We start from the raw sequence: 17,960 nt of genomic DNA, 5'->3' as shown, positions 1-17,960 counted from the left end.
CCAACCCGCAGCGGAACCCAGCAAAGCCAACCGACAACCGACAACCTCAAAACCACCCGCAGCCTACAAACCCGGCAAACAAAAAGCCAATACACCCGAACCCGGACTGCCCAACGTTACGGTAAGGGGCGCGCCGCTAATGAAAGCGAAACGAAGCCGCCGAACCTTGAAAAAAACGAAACTCCAAAACCGCCAACGGGCGGCGCGTCCCTTTGACCGACTTGTTAGGCCGAGTAATACAGCCAAAGCCAAACAACCACCAACCAAAACAGCTAGGTTTGTCCAGATGTGCGGAGAACAGCGAACCCAACGATGACTGGACTTTACCAACGAAGCGGAACGAAGGCAACGCAAGCCCGAAGCAAACCAAAAAACTGCCCGCAACACTAAAGCTCACGAGGGCAAACCGACACCAACTACTTTTACCTCAGAAAGCCTAACCCAAAGCTCCGCTGAAGCGTTGGGTTAGGCTCTATAGCCATTACACTGTCCCGCTTGCGATGCTGCTGCCCCTTTGCTCATGAACTGCCAAATACTGTGGTCAAAATAGGCTCGGTCAACTGAAAGGATGTCGGCAGTTGCGTTGATAATGTTTTGAGCATCAAGATAGTCGCAAGGTGTTAGGCCAGCCAACCCAAGAAAATTAAGTAGATGTCGGTCAATAGCACTGGTGGAGACGCCAACTAGGATTTTGAAATAGTCGACTGTCTTTGGGCCTATCCCTTTAATGGCACGAAGTTTCAACAAGTTCGAGTCTTGCGATAACCATTCTTTTAAGTCTGACTCTATCTCTATGCTCTCGGTAGAAAATAGAACAAGAACAAGCCTGAATCGTTCGGCACGGTCTATTCCACGCCAGTTAAGAAATTCAGTTGCCGACGTTGATTCTATGAGGCGCAACACAGAACTTGTCGTGCGTGCCTTTGGATACAGCTCAAGAATTCGGTTTACTCGGGGTTTTACGTTGGTCGCGTACTTATTGTTTGCCTGAAGAACTGCGTCAGCAACGGTTGCGCCGATGTGGTCGTAGTTACCGTCAATGGTTTTATAAATCTCAAAACCTGATAGTGACTGGATGTAGTGGGCTAATTTTTCTACTTCTGACAATGTCATGGCGATTCCTAATGCAGCCTAACGTTAAGTATACGCCTATAAAGGTGTATTGAATTACACGCAAAAAGGTGTATAACATAAATACACTTTTTGGTTTTTCAAGAATATACTACTTAAATAAGTTGTTAGCAACCTTTTTATGCAAATGAGTTCTACACCGCACATCACCCCTCCCAAGCTATTGGATCAGGTTCGTGACCGCATCCGCGTCAAGCATTACAGTATCAGCACAGAGAAGCTTTATGTGCATTGGATCAAGCGGTTTATCCTGTTTCATGGTAAGCGGCATCCGGCTGAAATGGGTTCACCTGAAATCGAGATGTTTTTGACGCACTTGGCGGTTGACGGACAGGTATCGGCTTCGACGCAGAACCAGGCCTTATCGGCTTTACTGTTTTTGTATAAGGAAGTGTTGGTACTGGATTTGCCGTTGCTGGAGAATGTGGTGCGGGCGAAGCGTCCGCAACGTTTACCTGTGGTTTTGACACGCACTGAGGTGAGGGCTGTGCTGGTAAGGATGAAGGGCGTTTACGCGCTGATGGCGCATTTGCTTTATGGTACGGGGATGCGCTTGATGGAATGTGTACGTTTGCGGGTCAAGGATGTCGATTTTGGACGCGGTGAAATTATGGTGCGGTGCGGCAAGGGCGGCAAGGATAGGGTGACGATGTTGCCATCTTCGGTGGTGGCGGGGTTGCAAGCGCATTTGGTGCAACGGCGGGCTTTGTTTGACGATGACAAACGTGCGGGGAAAGCCAATGTGTATATGCCGGATGCTTTGGGACGGAAGTACCCGAATGCCGCGAATGAATGGCCTTGGCAATATATTTTTGTTTCCGGCAGTTATTCGATAGACCCTCGCAGTGGTGTGGAACGTCGCCACCATATCGACGAGAAATTATTGCAGCGGGCGATGAAGAAAGCGGTGCAAGCGGCGGAGATCACCAAGCCGGCCACGCCGCACACTTTACGGCATTCGTTTGCGACACATTTGTTGGAGGCGGGTTATGACATCCGCACGGTGCAGCAGTTGCTAGGCCATAGCGATGTATCGACGACGATGATTTACACGCATGTGCTGAACAAGGGCGGTTTGGGCGTGTTGAGCCCTTTGGACCAATTATGAAGATGATGCAAAAACCGTTCAAAATCCACAGCCGTTTCCAACCTGCGGGCGACCAGCCAGCCGCAATCAAGCAATTAGCCGAAGGCTTGAACGATGGCGAAGTGCATCAAACTTTGCTGGGCGTGACTGGCTCCGGCAAGACCTTCACCATTGCCAATGTCATTAACGAGGTGCAGCGTCCTGCGATGATCATGGCGCCGAACAAAACGCTGGCGGCGCAGTTGTACGGGGAGATGAAGGAGTTTTTCCCCGAAAACAGCGTCGAGTATTTTGTTTCCTATTACGATTATTACCAACCGGAAGCTTATGTCCCCGCATCGGATACCTTTATCGACAAAGATGCGTCGCTGAATGAGCATATCGAGCAAATGCGTTTGTCGGCGACCAAGGCTTTGATTGAACGGAAGGACACGATTGTGGTGGCGACGGTGTCGGCGATTTATGGCTTGGGCGAGCCGGAATCGTATTTCCAGATGGTCTTGCATTTGGTCAAAGGCGATTTGATCGACCAACGCACTTTGTTGCGCCGCCTCGCCGAGATGCAATACACCCGCAATGATGTCGAATTGCGGCGGGCGACGTATCGGGTGCGCGGCGAGGTGATCGACATTTTCCCTGCCGAATCGGACAGCGAAGCCTTGCGCGTGGAGTTGTTTGACAATGAGGTGGAACGCTTGTCTTTGTTTGACCCGCTGACAGGTGAGATACTCAGCCGCATCGCCCGCTACACGGTGTATCCGAAAAGCCATTATGTGACCCCGCGTGAGCAGTTATTGGTGGCGGTGGAGGCGATAAAAATCGAGCTGAAAGAGCGGGTGCAACAGTTGGAAGCGGCGAATAAACTGGTCGAAGCGCAACGCCTGGAGCAGCGCACCTTGTTTGATATTGAAATGATCTTGGAAGTTGGCTACTGCTCAGGCATTGAAAATTACTCGCGCTATTTGTCCGGCAGTGCGCCGGGTGAGCCGCCGCCGACCATGTTTGATTATTTGCCGGACAATGCCTTGCTGATTATTGACGAAAGCCATGTCACGGTGCCGCAAATCGGGGCGATGTATAAAGGTGACCGCTCCCGCAAGGAAACGCTGGTTGAATATGGGTTTCGCCTGCCGTCCGCATTGGATAACCGTCCGCTGATGTTTGCCGAGTTTGAAGCGAAATCGCCGCAACGGATTTATGTGTCCGCCACGCCCAGCGTTTATGAAAAGGAACATTCGGGCGTGTTTGTCGAGCAAGTGGTCAGGCCGACGGGGTTGCTCGACCCCATTGTGGAGGTGCGTCCTGCAACTACGCAAGTCGATGATTTGCTGTCGGAAATCAACAAGCGCGCCGCCTTGAAAGAGCGGGTGCTGGTGACGACGCTGACCAAGCGCATGTCCGAAGATTTGACCGAATATTTATCCGAGCATGATGTCAAGGTGCGTTATCTGCATTCGGACATAGAAACGGTGGAGCGGGTCGAGATTATCCGTGACTTGCGCTTGGGCCAGTTTGACGTGCTGGTCGGCATCAACCTGTTGCGCGAAGGTCTGGATATTCCCGAAGTGTCGCTGGTGGCGATACTGGATGCCGACAAGGAAGGTTTTTTGCGTTCGGTGGTGTCACTGGTGCAAACCATAGGCCGCGCCGCCCGCAACGCCAATGGCAAGGCGATTTTGTATGGCGACAAGATCACCAATTCTATGGCAAAAGCGATAGAAGAAACCGAACGCCGCCGCGAGAAACAGCACCGTTTCAACCTCGAACATCACATCACGCCCGCGACGATTTTGAAATCCATTACGGACATTTTGCAAGTGGCCATCCCTGGCTCTGGCACATCCAGCAAAATTCTCAGTAAAGTGGCGGACATCACCGCCGATTACCACGCCATGACACCTAAACAAATGGGCAAAAAACTCAAGCAACTGGAAGAGGCGATGTACCAGCACGCGAAAAACCTGGAATTTGAACAGGCTGCGAAGATTAGGGATGAGATTAAGCTTTTGCAGGCGCAAATTATGATCTGAATCTAGCCCGACATCGGAACAAACCACACTTCTTTGCAGTAAACCCGCTTTGTCGTATGGTATTTTGTCGTATGGCATGTAGCATTGTTGGAAAACCTACAACATGTATAGATGCGCCATCATTGGTAATTGACAGGGTTTTTCCACGCAGACCTATGATTTGTTTTAAGGGATTGTTTTTGGGTTTTTACTTAAATAGTATGCGGCATTATTTTTGCTTATAATGCTTATCCATGATTATTCCGCATCATGGGTTCAATGCGTTTTACGCGACGTTTTCTACTATAGCCGAGATATTGATATGATTGAAATTATTGTGTTTGGTTTGCTGGCACTAGCTATTGCAGCCTATTTTTTTCTGCCCTCCCAACGCTCCAATGCCATCCAATTGGCAAAAGAATTGAAAGTTCCAGAAGATTCGGTGCAAAGACGCCATTTCCTCACCCATTTACGAACTGAAAATGCCTTGATCGCCACCGAATTGGAAAAATTGCTGGCAAAAGGCTGCTAAATCAGCATCCTAAAAATAAATGGGAGGCACTCCCTACCCTTTTTGGAGAGGCCAAGAGAAGATTTTTAAACTCAATAAGTTAGCTCCACTCCAAACCTCTCCTTTATGCAAATGCTTGCAAAAGGAGAGGAAATTTAAGCGGGCGCTTCTATAAAACCCAGTATGGGCGAATTCGTTCGCTCTAGGCGGTTAAAATCGCCCCTACAAAAATGTATTCGTCAAAATTCAAGGAAGTTATTTTTAGCCAAATCCTTATTGTTATTTAAGTGGTTTGGCACTCATCTTTTTAAGATTGCGCGTGGCTGGGTCAATGCCAATCCCTGTATTTTCCAACGCGACCACACCTAAAATCGGCTCGCAGTCATCCGGCCCAAAAATTACCTGGGTAACAGTCTCTGAACCCATAAATGAAACACGCGCAAAGCCATAAGGATATTCAACTATTTGGCCGTTTGCCAACTCGTAAACATCTTTTCCTTCAACCGCAATCCCTGCGGCAAACAAGGCTTTGCCTGGGGCCAGACAATCAATGGCTCCTGTATCCACCAAAAACTCGTTTTCGTAAGCGGGCATATCAGTGCGTAAATTGCTCAGAGAGACGGTAACGTGAGTTAGTCCCATAAGTTTTCCTTGATTGATAAGTCAATAATAAAGTTAATTCTAACAAAATCTTATGACACCAAGTAGCGGGCTTTGGCAGATACTGAAACTTTTAAGGAATTGAAATCGTGGGCACCGGTTTGACGTACCCATGAATCAATCATTGGGAAATGAGGGCGGGCCAGAATCGCCCGCCACCAGCTTTAGGCAAACAGATAATCGGCCAAAACCGTTTGCGCCGTAGCTTGCAAAGTACCTACCAAGGTCAGTTCATCCGCACTAACCTGGGCGTTGGCATCCTTCGCAGTGAATTGGTAAAGGATGCTATCGACGTTGTTATCAACAACAAACAAACGGGTATCACCCATTGTGTACGCGGACTGGGCGTTGCCAATAGCCGTAGCCGCCGCCACCCGGTCGATAATGCCGACAATATTCGGATTGATGATGACCAGTTCGGCTTGTGCCGTGAACGTACCGCCGAGATCAACAGAAGTGCCAAAATCAATGGACGCATCACCATTGCCGATATTGATGTCGCCGGATATTTGCAACTTGTCAGTGCCTGACACACAATCCAAAGCGGTGTCAGTACCACCTGTAATGCTGCTGAACACAAATATATCCGCACCAGCATCCCCTTTCAGGCTATCCGCACCAGCAGCACCATCGAGCTTATTGATGCCAGTGTTGCCCACCAGGATATTGTCGAGGCTGTTGCCCGTGCCATCAATCGCCACAGTACCGTTCAAGGTAAGGTTTTCAATATTGCCGCCCAAGGTGTAAGAAGCTCTGCTAAAGACCGTATCGCTACCTTGACCGGCAATTTCCACCACACTATCGGCAGTAACATTGACATAGTAAAAATCATTGCCGGCACCACCTTTCATGGTATCGACCCCGCCTGCACCATTCAGGGTGTTACTGGCTGAATTGCCCAGCATAAGATTCGCCAAATTGTTTCCGGTACCTTTAAGAGCCAAAACACCTGTTAGGGTAAGGTTCTCGACATTATCAGCCAAGGTATAATTGACAGAGCTTTCTACCGTGTCGGTAGTACCGGCGCCAGCATTTTCAATGACGGTATCGCCTGTATTATCGACGATGTAAGTATCATTGCCAGCACCGCCCGCTAGGGTGTCGGCTTCAGCACCACCGTTCAGCAGGTTGTTGCTGGCGTTACCCGTCAGCCTGTTAGCCAGCGCATTGCCCGTGCCTTTCAGTGCCGTTCCGAGAAGAACCAGATTCTCAAAATTATCAAGCAAGGTATAGTCAATTGTGCTATTCACGGTGTCAGCACCTTCACCACTGAGTTCTTCAACAACATCACCGGCAACATCAACAAAATAGCTGTCATCTCCCGCCTTGCCCTTCAGTATATCGGCACCTGCCCCGCCATTGAGGATGTTTTTGGCATTATTACCCGTCAGATTGTTAGCCAAACCGTTACCCGTCCCGTTAATGGCGGCTGCGCCAATCAAAACCAAGTTGTCTAAGTTAGCTCCCAAGATATAAGTGAACCCTGCTTGCACGGTATCAAGCCCGGCATTCAGGTTTTCTTCCACGATGTCACTGGCATCAACAAGGAAAATATCATCACCGGTGCCACCCTTGAGGGTATCCGCACCGGCACCGCCGTCCAGAAAGTCATTCCCCTCGCCGCCATCCAACACGTTAATGCCCGCATTTCCCGTCAAGCGGTTGCCCAAATCATTGCCAGTGCCGTTTAAGGCGATGGTTTTGGTCAGGATCAGGTTTTCAACGTTTGCCGCTAAGGTGAACGTGACCGAACTTTGGACAGTGTCCGTGCCTTGATTGAGGCTTTCCACCACATTATCGGCTAGATTGTCAACAATAAACGTATCATTGCCCGCACCACCGTTCATGGTGTCCCCTCTTTGCCCGCCATCCAGCCAATCATTGCCACCTAATCCAGATAAGGTATTGGCGGCCGAGTTACCAAGCAATTGGTTGTTGATACCATTGCCCGTTCCAGTTACCGCCCCTGCCTGCAAGGCCAGATTGTCCACGTTATCAGCAATGGTGTAGCTGACACCCGCAAGCACCGTATCAATACCTGCGCCTAAGTTTTCAATTATTTTATCGCCCGCATCATCGACAAAGTACAAATCGTCGCCACCGCCACCTTTAAGCGTGTCGTTACCTGCCTGCCCACTCAGTGCATCATTGGCACCGGTACCAAGCAATACGTCATTTGCCGATGTTCCAATCACGAAGCCTTTTAATTTGTTACCGTCCGCCAACTGGACTTCGTTGATTTGGTAGGTTGGCTGATAAAAATAATTGGTGACCGTAACCTGGCTGCCAATGGTACCGTAACCCAGCACCAAGCTGTAGCTGCTGCCGGGCGCGAAGGCTATGCCAGTCAGGTCAAGCAGGCTGACATCGGTCAGTTTAATAATGTCCACGCTGTTGTCGGTATCATAATTATTGATGACATCTTGACCATCGTCACTTGTGAAGCTGTAAATATCAGCCCCCGCATCACCTTGCAAGACATCATTGCTCTGCCCGCCTGTCAGGGTATCGTTACCGGCATTACCGTATATCGCGTCACCACCATCACTCCCCATCAGCGTGTCATTAATATCACCGCCATAGATCGCATCATTGCCAGCCAGGCCATTGATGGTATTGGCGATGCCGTTGAAACCGTATAAGGTGTCGGCATTGGCTGTGCCATTGTGTCTGGGGGCAATATCGGCCAATGTCCAGGTCTTGTCGGTAAACTGGAATTTGTCCACGCGGTAATTTTTATCCGACGTGAAATAATAATAGACCGTCAGTTGGCTGGCGCCGTATTGCAACACCAAGTTGTAGGCCGAATCAAACACCGCTTTGATGTCGGTGGAGGCGACGTTGGTGAACTTGACCGTATCAACGCTGCCGTCCGTGTCGTAATTGTAGATGATGTCCTGGCCATCGGCTTTGGCGATGGTGTAGGTGTCAGTGCCTTCGTTGCCCTGCAAGGAATCGTTGCCCAAACCGCCCGTCAACGCATCGTTGCCATTGCCGCCGATCAGCGTGTCGCCACCATCGCCGGCGATTATGGCATCGTTACCGTCCATGCCCTGCAAATTGTCATCGCCCGTTTCGCCCGTCAGGGTGTCATCGCCTGCATAACCATAAATAGCATCGCTGCCGTCACCACCGTTCAGCTTGTCGTTGAGATTACCGCCATGAATCGCGTCATTACCACCCAATCCATTGATAATATTAACTATATCGTTGAAACCGTACAAGGTGTCGGCATTGGCTGTGCCATTGTGTCTGGGGGCAATATCGGCCAATGTCCAGGTCTTGTCGGTAAACTGGAATTTGTCCACGCGGTAATTTTTATCCGACGTGAAATAATAATAGACCGTCAGTTGGCTGGCGCCGTATTGCAACACCAAGTTGTAGGCCGAATCAAACACCGCTTTGATGTCGGTGGAGGCGACGTTGGTGAACTTGACCGTATCAACGCTGCCGTCCGTGTCGTAATTGTAGATGATGTCCTGGCCATCGGCCTTGGCGATGGTGTAGGCGTCAGTGCCTTCGTTGCCCTGCAAGGAATCGTTGCCCAAACCGCCCGTCAACGCATCGTTGCCATTGCCGCCGATCAGCGTGTCGCCACCATCGCCAGCGATTATGGCATCGTTACCGTCCATGCCCTGCAAATTGTCATCGCCCGTTTCGCCCGTCAGGGTGTCATCGCCTGCATAACCATAAATAGCATCGCTGCCGTCACCGCCGTTCAGCTTGTCGTTGAGGTCGCCGCCATAAATACCGTCATTGCCTTGCAGTCCGTTGATCACATTGACCACACCATTAAAACCATACAGCGTGTCGGCATTGGCAGTACCGTTATGTTGCCCGGCCAGTTTAGCGAGTGTCCAGGTGACATCGGTGAATTGAAATTTATCAATTCGGTAGTTGGCGTCACTGGTGAAATAATTTTCAACCGTCAATTGGCTTGCCGATCCATACTGCAAAACCAGGTCATAACCTAAATCGAAAACGGCGGTAATGCCCGTGGAAGCCAGATTGGTAAATTCGACTATATCAACACTACCATCCGTATCGTAATTATTGATGTAATCCAGACCATCATTCTTGGCGATCTGATAGGTGTCCGCTCCAGCCCCGCCCGATAATATGTCGTTACCTAAGCCCCCGATCAGCCTATCTTTACCTCCATTGCCGTAAATTGTGTCATCGCCAGTTGTGCCGGTCAGAATATCGTTATTTTCAGTCCCGTTGAATGTCGCCATAGATTTACCTTTAATAATACTGTTTAAGTTGAAATATCATTTGCACGTTTTCTCAGGGCTGAATAGTACAATCCAATCATAGAAATTGACAAGCTATTCCTTGTCATAAATCAAGCCAAAAAATACGCTGATTTTTCAATTTGCAGAATTTTTCTCTGGAATCAAGCAGAATGACGCAATCAGGTATGGCTGCTTTTAACTTTATAGTAAACTAAACAATTTAGATCAAATTAATACAGTTGGAGAACAAACGATGACGATGGACGATAAAAACGGCGTTATTTGGCTGGATGGGCAATGGGTTGAGTGGCGTGAAGCGAAAGTCCATGTGTTGACGCATACCCTGCACTACGGCTTGGGCGTGTTTGAAGGCATCCGCGCCTATCATGCCACAAAAGGCACGGCGATTTTCAGGATGCAGGAACATACCGACCGCCTATTCCGTTCCGCGCATATCATGAACATGAAAATGCCGTTCACCAAAGACGAAATCAACCAAGTGCAACGCGACGCGCTGGTCAAAAACCAACTGGACAGCGCCTATATCCGCACTATGTGCTTTTACGGCTCGGAAGGCATGGGGCTGCGGGCCGACAACCTGAAAGTCCACGTCATGGTCGCCGCGTGGTCGTGGGGCGCGTATCTGGGTGCGGAAAGCATAGAAAAAGGCATCCGCATCCGTACCTCCTCGTACACCCGCAACCATCACAACAGCACCATGTGCAAAGCCAAAGCCAACGGCAATTACATCAACTCTATCCTGGCCTTACAAGAAGCGTTGTCCAATGGTTACGATGAAGCCTTGATGCTGGATCACGAAGGTTTTGCCGCCGAAGGCAGCGCGGAAAACCTGTTCATCGTCCGCGACGGCAAAATCTACACGCCGGAAACCACTTCCGCGTTAGAAGGCATCACCCGCGACACGGTCATGAAAATCGCCCGCGAACAAGGCTATGAAGTCATCGAAAAACGCATCACCCGCGATGAAATTTATGTCGCCGACGAAGCCTTTTTCACCGGTTCGGCGGCAGAAGTCACGCCAATCCGGGAATTGGACAACCGCACGATTGGTAGCGGCAGCCGCGGCCCGGTCACCGAAAAATTACAAGCATTGTATTTCGATGCCGTTTATGGGCGCGGCGACAGCCATGCTGACTGGTTGACTTACGTTGCCTAGGAAAATACTCATCGTCGGCCCGTCCTGGGTCGGCGATATGGTGATGGCGCAAAGCTTGTTCTTAAAGCTTAAGGAAAACGCACCGGATTGCCTGATTGACGTGCTCGCCCCCGCCTGGACATTCGGTTTGCTGGAGCGGATGCCAGAAGTCAACTGGGCTACCGCCATGCCGTTGACACACGGTCAATTCGGCTTGCTGGAACGGGTTAGGCTCGGCAAACAATTGCGTAGCGAAGCTTACACCCAGGCCATCGTCCTGCCCAATTCGTGGAAATCAGCCCTGCCCCCGTTTTTTGCCGGTATTCCCGTCCGCACGGGTTATGTCGGCGAATGCCGCTGGGGTTTGCTCAATGATGCGCGGAAACTGGACAAACAGCAGTTGACGATGACGGTGCAACGCTTTGTCGCGCTGGGATTACCCAGTTCCACACCGTTACCGCCGCCCTGCCCTACGCCACGCCTCAGTATCAGCCTGGCCCAACAGCAAGCGGTCATTGCCAAATTCAAAATCATCCACACCACAAAAATTCTCGCCCTCTGCCCGGGCGCCGAATACGGCGAAGCCAAACGCTGGCCTGGCGGACATTTTGCCGAACTCGCCCGCCACCAAATCAGCATGGGCTGGCAAGTCTGGTTATTCGGCTCCGAAAAAGACCAGGATATTGCCAAGCAAATCAACCAGGCCACCCAAAATACCTGTATTGACTTTACCGGTCGGACATCACTGGCAGAAGCCGTGGATTTGCTATCACTGGCGCACAGCGTCGTCAGCAATGATTCCGGTTTGATGCACATTGCCGCCGCGCTGGATAAACCTGTCATCGCATTATATGGTTCATCCGATCCTACGTTTACGCCGCCGCTCAACCCCCAGGCCCGGATCATTTCGTTAAACTTGGCTTGCTCGCCTTGTTTCCAACGGGTCTGCCCGCTATATCCTGTCGGGCATGGAAACCATACCCACTGCTTAACCGGTATTAAACCTGAACGCGTACTGGAATTACTGCCACCATGAAAATCGCCATCGTCAAACTGTCCGCGCTCGGTGACATCGTCCATGCGATGGTCGCCTTGCAATTTATCAAAGCCCAACATCCAGACGCGCAAATCGACTGGGTTGTTGAGCAACGCTTTGCCGAATTGTTGAACCACCAGCCTGATATTGACAATGTCCTGACGGTGGATTTAAGGGCATTAAAAGCCGACAAAACCGGAATTCTAAAAGAAATCAAACGCCTGCGGCGTTACGCCAGCAAACATTATGATTTGGTGATTGACGCCCAAGGCTTGCTTAAATCCTCAATCACCGCCCGTTTGCTAGGCAAACGCGTCTCCGGTTTCGATGCCAATTCCATCCGCGAACGCGCCGCCTCATGGTTTTACACGGTCAAAATCGCCTTTCCTTATGATGCCAACACCATAGACCGCAATGCCACGGTACTGACGCAACCGCTAGGGTTCCACATCAGCCGCGAACAAATCCTAGAAAAAAAACCGTTTTTGTTTTTTCGGGACGAGGATGAACGCGTCCAATTGTATTTGCACAGGAACCAGAAAAACATCGTCCTGGTTATCGGTTCAACTTGGGAAAGCCGCAATTATCCGATAGAAAAATTCGTCAATATCGCCAATGCCCTGCAACAAAACTGCCTGGTCGTCTGGGGCAATGAAGAAGAAAAGAAAAAAGCCGAATGGATGTGCGACCAGTCGGAATGGGTGCAAATCATGCCCAAACTGGACTTGAACGACCTCAAGGCCCTGATCGCCCGCGCCGATTTGGTGATCGGCAACGACACCGGCCCCACGCACATGGCCTGGGGATTAAACCGCCCCTCCATCACCATCTTCGGCCCCACTCCCCTCAGCCGCGTTTACCAAACCGACATCAACAAAACCGTCAAATCCGCGTCCATCGTCAACCCGCATAAATTGGACAAACAGGATTTCTCGATACGGGACATCGATGAGCAAGAAATTATCGACATCGCCAATATCTTGTTGACCAGCAAACTGGAAGACCCGCTTATTGTCAACGCGGCAAAATCTGATAAACAAATGTTTTCGACCTGGGATATTAGCGATGAATACCTTGATGAAATCACCAATTCTTTGACCGATATTGATACCGAGGATTTTTTTAGATAAAGGGATGGCTTTCTGGCGCATAGTAATTAAGTAAGGTATGCCGACGGACAAATAACTGCTCATGAACCCACTCTTCGCCTAAACTCAATGCCCATCGACTTTCTCATCATCGGCCAAGGACTCGCTGGCAGTTTATTGGCATGGGAATTGACCCGACGCGGGGCGTCCGTGCTGATTATCGACAACGGCACAGAAAACGCCTCGCAAATCGCGGCAGGTTTGATTAACCCCATCACCGGAATGCGTTGGGTCAAATCGTCCGATGTCGATGTGTTGCTGCCCACCGCCAAACGCTGTTACCAACAACTCGCCGCTTTTTTCCGGCAAGATTTTTATATCGAAAAACCGATGTTGCGGGTGTTGCGTAACGATGCTGAATTCCGCCAAGCGCAAAAAAGGCGGCAGGATATGGCGTATCACACTTATCTGGACACACCCAAGCCGCCAGACACAAACCCGCACGGCCTTGCCACGCCTTACGGTTCGGTGCGGCAACAACAAACCGGCTATTTACTGACGCGGCTCTTGCTAAACCGCCTGAAAGATTTTTTTATCGCCAGGCATAGTTACCGTACCGCCGACTTTTTCCCCGAAACCATTGAATTTCAACCGCAATTGCGTTGGCACGACATCACGCCCAAACAAATTATCTTTTGCGAAGGCTATCAGGCGATACACAACCCGTGGTTTTCCTGGCTGCCGTTCCAGGCCGCGAAAGGCGAAATCCTGACCTTGGCGCATCAGCAGAATTTACCGGACACGCTGCTAAATTACGGCAACTGGTTGATTCCGCTGACAAATAAGCAAAGCCGCATCGGCGCGACTTTCAGCCATGAGCCGCTGGACACTATTCCCACAGCCGCCGCGCGGACTGAATTGCTAGGCAAACTGACGGCATTTTCGCCCGACTTGGCACAAGCCGACGTGATCGCCCAACACGCCAACGTCCGCCCTTGCACCTTGGATAAACAGCCGTTCCTGGGCTTGCACCCTAGCCACCCGCAATTGGCGGTTTTTAATGGCTTCGGCGCAAAAGGCAGCTTACAAATTCCGTGGTACAGCCAACGCTTCGCCGACACCTTACTCAACAACACACCACCGCCCGCTACTATCCAACGCCACTATGCCACGCATTTCCCTACCTAAACTGACCCACGAATTATTAAGCGCGTATTTAAGAAAAGGCGACATAGCCATTGATGCCACGGTCGGCAATGGTCACGACACCGCTTTTTTGCTGGCGAAAGTCGGAAAAAAAGGCCATGTTTATGGATTCGACATCCAAGCAACGGCAATCGAAGCGACGCGCCAACTCACCAATAATCCCGATAATTTGACCTTGATAACGGACAGCCATGCCAAACTTGCCGACTACATCCCGCTCGGACATGTCGGCAAAATCAAAGCCTGTCTATTTAATTTGGGCTATTTGCCAGGCGGTGACAAACGCATCATCACCCAAACCCAATCGACTTTGCCAGCCTTGAACGCAGCAAGTGAAGTCTTGGCGGTTGGCGGTATCCTGACGGTATTGGCCTATCCCGGCCATCCCGATGGCGACCAGGAAACAGCGCAAGTTGCTGAATGGTGCGCAAAACTGTCATCAGAACAATTTGATTGCCGCGTATTTGACAGTGATGTGGAGAATCCAGCAGCACCACGCTTGTGGTTGATTGACAAAATTTGCGCCTATCCGTGATGAGTTTGCCCAACTTCCCGTGGCCTGATAGCGAATGCCAAAACAGTATGTCAATTGGAAGGGCCTCGCTTGCGGAGGCAATAATCCGGGCAAAAAAAAACGGCCAATTGCTATTGGCCGCAAAAACCCTTAAACCCTTTAGGAGGTGGTGTTCATTAAGAGTGAAGCCATTGTAGCCCTCGCTAACCTCAAAGAAAATATGGCAATTTGCCGCGCGTCAGGATGTCGCAGCCAGCGCACCTAGGACACACTTTTGTCATCCACACAAAGCCATTTTGCCGACAAAAACACTACACCCATCAAGGCATAGGCCAACGCCCATTCCCATGCCGGCGTTAGCGACAAGGCGGTGTCGCTAGCTGTCCAGCGGTAGGAATGGATCAAACCGCTGACGGACAGCAGGCTTGCCGCACCGCTCCACAGCGCGGCGTTGACATAGTGCCGCTCGATGACCGCTACCGTCATCGCCGCCAAAATCATCGCGGTGAAAATAAAGCCCTGTTCCAAGACAAATGCGCCGTGTATCCAAATGTCCGCCATTTGGAAGCGGCTGGGCAAATCATCGGTAAACAGCGCAGCACTTTGGCCCGGCTCGATGGCGGCACGAACCCCGCTTTTCGCCATGAACGCGCCCCACGCGGCAATGCCCGGCAATAAACCTAACACCACTGCCGGGGCGTGGTTTTTGGGAGTTTCTTGGAACGCTTGCGCGGCGATGACGATGCCTATCCACAACACAATCGCCATGCCCGCATCAATCGGCACAGCCCACGCGATGTACGACAAGCTTCCGGTCAGGCAAATCACCGTCATAAACGCACCGTTCATGATCGAATAACCCGCCCGTGCGCCCATCGCTTTCCAGCCCGGATGACCGATATAAATGGTGGTCGGGAAGCAAGAACCAAACACACAAGCCGCCAGCGTACCAATCCCATTCGCCATCAGCGACGGTTGAGTCGGGAACGAATCGCCCGCCGCTTCCGCCGATTCGATATTTTGCAACGAGCCAATCACATTAAACAAACCCATCGGGATAATCACCGACACATAGGCCAGGCTTTGCGGTGAAACCAAGGCCGCCCACAAATCCGCCACAACGGGTATCGGCAAAAACACCCCCAATTCGTTTTCCGGCCTGACACCGACCGGTGCCAAGCCCATTAACCAAGACAGCAACACGCCCAACAACACGGCGACCAAACCGCCCGGAATATTGCCGCGAAATTTCAGCTTGCCGAAATACACCAATAAAATCACCGCCAAGGTCACCAGCCCCACAACCGGATGCGCGTAAGTGCGGAACAGGAAACCCAACGAGATAAACGTCAGGGCGATGCCGGATAAGGTCGATAACAAGGCCGCACGGGGCGTGGCTTTTCGTAAGCGTTCGGCGACAAACGAACCGAACAATTCAATCAATCCCGAACCGAAACACGCCAATAAGCCCGCCTGCCACGCGATGATGTCGGGATTCGCGGCACCGGCCGCCACGGCAACCATTTTCGCTGGCAACATCACTAAAAAGATATGCGCGAACAAAGACACGGTATTGATGCCATAAGGCAAGGCGCAAATATCGTCACGCCCGGCCAAAGCCGCCAATTGCTTGGCTTGGTTGGCGTAATAAAAATTACCGACCAACAAAGACACCGCCGCACCGGGCAAGATATGCCGATAAATCAAGTCATCGGAAAAGCCCAAAACATGGCTGCATAATCCAACAATCACCAGCAATTGCACCAGATTATCCAAAGCCAAGCCAAAAAAACCGTCAATATCCGCACGTACAAACCATTTCATGAGCGTATCCTGATTAAGATTAAGAAAGTCGCGGTTGCGATTTCGTAATCTTACCGATTTGGCGGCTTAAGCGGAAATTTGGTGGTTAAAAACTATTCACCAGCGGATAGTGGCATTATGTGGATTCGGATTTGGGTAGCATCAGCGAGTTACAAAACAGTTGGTCACGGGCGTTAGCTTCGGCTACTGAGCCAACATCACAAGAATTAATCCTCGCACTCCTAGGCATCCATCAGGTGAAAAGCGATTGGCAAGCCCTTGCTCCACCACAGAACAGCGGCATTCCTCCAGAACGCTTTGAAGAACAATTAACCTTGGAAATCGCCAATTTTTACGCCCGACAAGCCCGTGACAGCCATCACCATATTCCTTGTTTTTTTGATTTGTTATTGAAACGGGGTGAATCAACTTGATTTCTCTGCTGCGTTCGCTCCCAAGCTGCACCAAAAACCATGTCAATAGCCCACTAAAACAAATTAAACAATAGGAAACCACCATGATTTTACAAAAACAATTGTTTTAGAAGTTACGCATTGACAGCCAAGTTATAATATGAACTTATGTTACGCAGACATTTTCTACGAGTTGAAAATAAATCATCCCGAAGCCTCGCTTATGATCCATAAGTATCTACATAACTTTTGCAATCATTTGATTTTTATGAAATTGCCACTTTTCGCCAAATATGCTAACTATTTGTTTTACAATAACTAACTGATGTTACGCAGTAACGTAGTTTGTATCCCGTTTGCCGCGTCGAGCACCGCAGCATTTGTCGGGAATAGCCCGAATACCCACAGGGCATAAAGGGGTGCGGCAAGGATGCCGCACGGAGGCAGAGAGGCAGAAGCCCATTCTGCCCCCCGACAAAACCGAGGAGCGCAAGACATCAGCGACAACCGGGCCGCCTTTTCTTTAGATACTTTCTTTTCGACTTGTATGATTCAAACCAAGCAAAGCAACCCGTTTTCATTAGAATAGGAATTCTAATGAAAACGGGCTGAAGTAGACCGGTTCGACTTAGTATCCAATAACATCGTCATGCAGCTAAGGCCGCTTCAGCCCCCCTTTGTTTAACTCGGGCAGTTGTCAGGAACACAGGGTGATTCCGTATCTTACAAGAATGAGCGCCCAAGGTAATTTTATGTCAGCTCCGGTAGAGGTTCAGCCAACACCTATTAAATATCAAGTCCCGCCTGATCATAAACCTTTTTAACAAACAACTCAGGCTTATCTTCTTGCCATTTTTGGACGGCTTGCATAGGCGTTTGATGGTTGATGGCGCGTTGCGGAATATGATGGTTGTAGATGAGCAGATAACTCAACAAAGTCTTTTCCAAGTCATCCGCGGAGTTAAACCCAGTTTGCTTGAGCAGTTCGCTGATCCGTCCATTAAAACGCTCCACCACTTGTGCCCCAGAGGGTATGCCGTTGGTTTGCGGGTGGCGGGGTGGACTTAAGCGATGTTCAATACCGAGTCCGGCACAGGCCTGGTCAAAGCCA

General features: G+C 50.3%; 15 protein-coding genes. 10 read left to right on the top strand and 5 right to left on the bottom strand.

Going from position 1 to position 17,960, the window contains the following annotated elements; genetic code table 11:
* Nucleotides 1-216: hypothetical protein (locus tag PHH59_RS15950; protein ID WP_300018528.1), on the top strand; the 216-nt coding region annotated here is incomplete at its 5' end.
* Nucleotides 217-465: 249 nt separating this feature from the next.
* Here PHH59_RS15950 and PHH59_RS15945 read toward each other — a convergent pair.
* The gene (locus tag PHH59_RS15945; protein ID WP_300018525.1) at nucleotides 466-1,113 is read right to left on the bottom strand and encodes a hypothetical protein; all 648 of its coding nucleotides are present in this window, start codon (nucleotides 1,111-1,113) and stop codon (nucleotides 466-468) included.
* Nucleotides 1,114-1,252: 139 nt separating this feature from the next.
* Here PHH59_RS15945 and PHH59_RS15940 point away from each other — a divergent pair, with 139 nt between their 5' ends.
* From PHH59_RS15940 to PHH59_RS15930, 3 genes are all read left to right on the top strand, one after another.
* Nucleotides 1,253-2,239 (top strand): integron integrase, encoded by a 987-nt coding sequence (locus tag PHH59_RS15940; protein WP_300018522.1) that lies wholly within the window; start codon nucleotides 1,253-1,255, stop codon nucleotides 2,237-2,239.
* Between the two features lie 5 nt (nucleotides 2,240-2,244).
* Nucleotides 2,245-4,248 (top strand): excinuclease ABC subunit UvrB, encoded by a 2,004-nt coding sequence (uvrB, locus tag PHH59_RS15935; RefSeq protein ID WP_300018531.1) that lies wholly within the window; start codon nucleotides 2,245-2,247, stop codon nucleotides 4,246-4,248.
* 301 nt (nucleotides 4,249-4,549) lie between these two features.
* Complete coding sequence (locus PHH59_RS15930; protein ID WP_300018519.1) at nucleotides 4,550-4,759, top strand: hypothetical protein; 210 nt, start codon at nucleotides 4,550-4,552, stop codon at nucleotides 4,757-4,759.
* A 258-nt stretch (nucleotides 4,760-5,017) separates the two neighbouring features.
* Here PHH59_RS15930 and PHH59_RS15925 read toward each other — a convergent pair whose 3' ends face one another.
* Both PHH59_RS15925 and PHH59_RS15920 read right to left on the bottom strand, forming a co-directional pair.
* Nucleotides 5,018-5,380, bottom strand: a complete 363-nt coding sequence (locus PHH59_RS15925; protein ID WP_300018516.1) for a hypothetical protein — start codon at nucleotides 5,378-5,380, stop codon at nucleotides 5,018-5,020.
* Nucleotides 5,381-5,562: 182 nt separating this feature from the next.
* Nucleotides 5,563-9,633 (bottom strand): calcium-binding protein, encoded by a 4,071-nt coding sequence (locus PHH59_RS15920; RefSeq protein WP_300018513.1) that lies wholly within the window; start codon nucleotides 9,631-9,633, stop codon nucleotides 5,563-5,565.
* 253 nt (nucleotides 9,634-9,886) lie between these two features.
* Between PHH59_RS15920 and PHH59_RS15915 the strand changes: the two genes are divergently transcribed.
* From PHH59_RS15915 to PHH59_RS15895, 5 genes are all read left to right on the top strand, one after another.
* Complete coding sequence (locus tag PHH59_RS15915) at nucleotides 9,887-10,810, top strand: branched-chain amino acid transaminase (RefSeq protein WP_300018510.1); 924 nt, start codon at nucleotides 9,887-9,889, stop codon at nucleotides 10,808-10,810.
* On the top strand, nucleotides 10,803-11,825 hold the full coding sequence (waaF, locus tag PHH59_RS15910) for a lipopolysaccharide heptosyltransferase II (RefSeq protein ID WP_300018507.1): 1,023 nt from the start codon (nucleotides 10,803-10,805) through the stop codon (nucleotides 11,823-11,825). The genes PHH59_RS15915 and waaF overlap by 8 nt, the downstream gene beginning before the upstream one ends.
* Nucleotides 11,822-12,955, top strand: coding sequence for a lipopolysaccharide heptosyltransferase I (gene waaC, locus PHH59_RS15905; protein ID WP_300018504.1), 1,134 nt, complete (start codon nucleotides 11,822-11,824; stop codon nucleotides 12,953-12,955). The genes waaF and waaC overlap by 4 nt, the downstream gene beginning before the upstream one ends.
* 87 nt (nucleotides 12,956-13,042) lie before the next feature.
* Nucleotides 13,043-14,101: an FAD-binding oxidoreductase gene (locus PHH59_RS15900; RefSeq protein WP_300018501.1), complete on the top strand. Its 1,059-nt coding sequence runs from the start codon at nucleotides 13,043-13,045 to the stop codon at nucleotides 14,099-14,101.
* Nucleotides 14,079-14,654 carry a class I SAM-dependent methyltransferase gene (locus PHH59_RS15895; protein WP_300018498.1) on the top strand — a complete coding sequence of 192 codons (576 nt, stop codon included), beginning with the start codon at nucleotides 14,079-14,081 and terminating at the stop codon, nucleotides 14,652-14,654. Before PHH59_RS15900 ends, PHH59_RS15895 begins: the two co-directional genes overlap by 23 nt.
* Before the next feature lie 240 nt (nucleotides 14,655-14,894).
* On the opposite strand, the gene PHH59_RS15890 is transcribed toward PHH59_RS15895, so the two are convergent.
* On the bottom strand, nucleotides 14,895-16,457 hold the full coding sequence (locus PHH59_RS15890) for an NCS2 family permease (protein ID WP_300018495.1): 1,563 nt from the start codon (nucleotides 16,455-16,457) through the stop codon (nucleotides 14,895-14,897).
* Nucleotides 16,458-16,576: 119 nt separating this feature from the next.
* On the opposite strand from PHH59_RS15890, the gene PHH59_RS15885 reads away from it, so the two are divergent.
* Nucleotides 16,577-16,870: a hypothetical protein gene (locus PHH59_RS15885; protein ID WP_300018492.1), complete on the top strand. Its 294-nt coding sequence runs from the start codon at nucleotides 16,577-16,579 to the stop codon at nucleotides 16,868-16,870.
* A 765-nt stretch (nucleotides 16,871-17,635) separates the two neighbouring features.
* Here PHH59_RS15885 and PHH59_RS15880 read toward each other — a convergent pair.
* Nucleotides 17,636-17,960 (bottom strand): integrase core domain-containing protein (locus PHH59_RS15880; protein WP_300018489.1); only part of this gene is annotated, 325 nt, incomplete at its 5' end.

The organism is Methylovulum sp. (genome assembly GCF_028687615.1).
Lineage (GTDB): Bacteria > Pseudomonadota > Gammaproteobacteria > Methylococcales > Methylomonadaceae > Methylovulum.
The sequence above is the reverse complement of the archived record's forward strand: the minus strand, read 5'-3'. Positions and strand labels throughout refer to the sequence as shown.